Raw genomic sequence first — 490 nt, forward strand, 5'->3', positions numbered from 1 at the left:
GTGCGCCAATCCATGGGCGCGGTAGGAACGAGTGCGGATAACGCCCTAGCAGAATCTTTTAACGCCACCTTAAAGCGGGAAGTCTTGCGTGATAGGAAAGTCTTTGACAATCCCATTATCTGCCGGCAGGAAGTCTTCCGGTGGTGCATGCGCTACAACACGCGCCGGCGACACTCCTGGTGCAACCTTCTAGCCCCCAATGACTTCGAAGCACTCACATCAGCTACACTGACCCAAGCAGCATAGCTAACCCCCGACGTGTCTACTTTCCGGGGGCCAGGCCCTTCCTCGCGCTCCTTGGCATTGAAGTTGCGCAGCACATAATCAGCTGGATCCTGGCGGCCCTGCACCCACGCCAGGCGCGGATACGCGGCAACAGATGACGCGCAAAGCTCTTCCAACGAGTCGGTGCCAGTTACATGGAGTTGCTCGTCTGCGCCAGGCACCCAGGGGTCATGCGGGCAGCCCTCGGCGGGGTGACGATTGCCAC

General features: G+C 59.6%; 1 protein-coding gene. It reads left to right on the forward strand.

Annotated elements, in window-relative coordinates; genetic code table 11:
• Window positions 1-246 (forward strand): integrase core domain-containing protein (locus tag HMPREF2724_RS12565; protein WP_141748292.1); only part of this gene is annotated, 246 nt, incomplete at its 5' end.
• Window positions 247-490 lie beyond the last annotated feature (244 nt).

It is taken from the genome of Corynebacterium sp. HMSC071F07 (assembly GCF_001810285.1).
GTDB classification, from domain to species: Bacteria; Actinomycetota; Actinomycetes; order Mycobacteriales; family Mycobacteriaceae; genus Corynebacterium; species Corynebacterium simulans.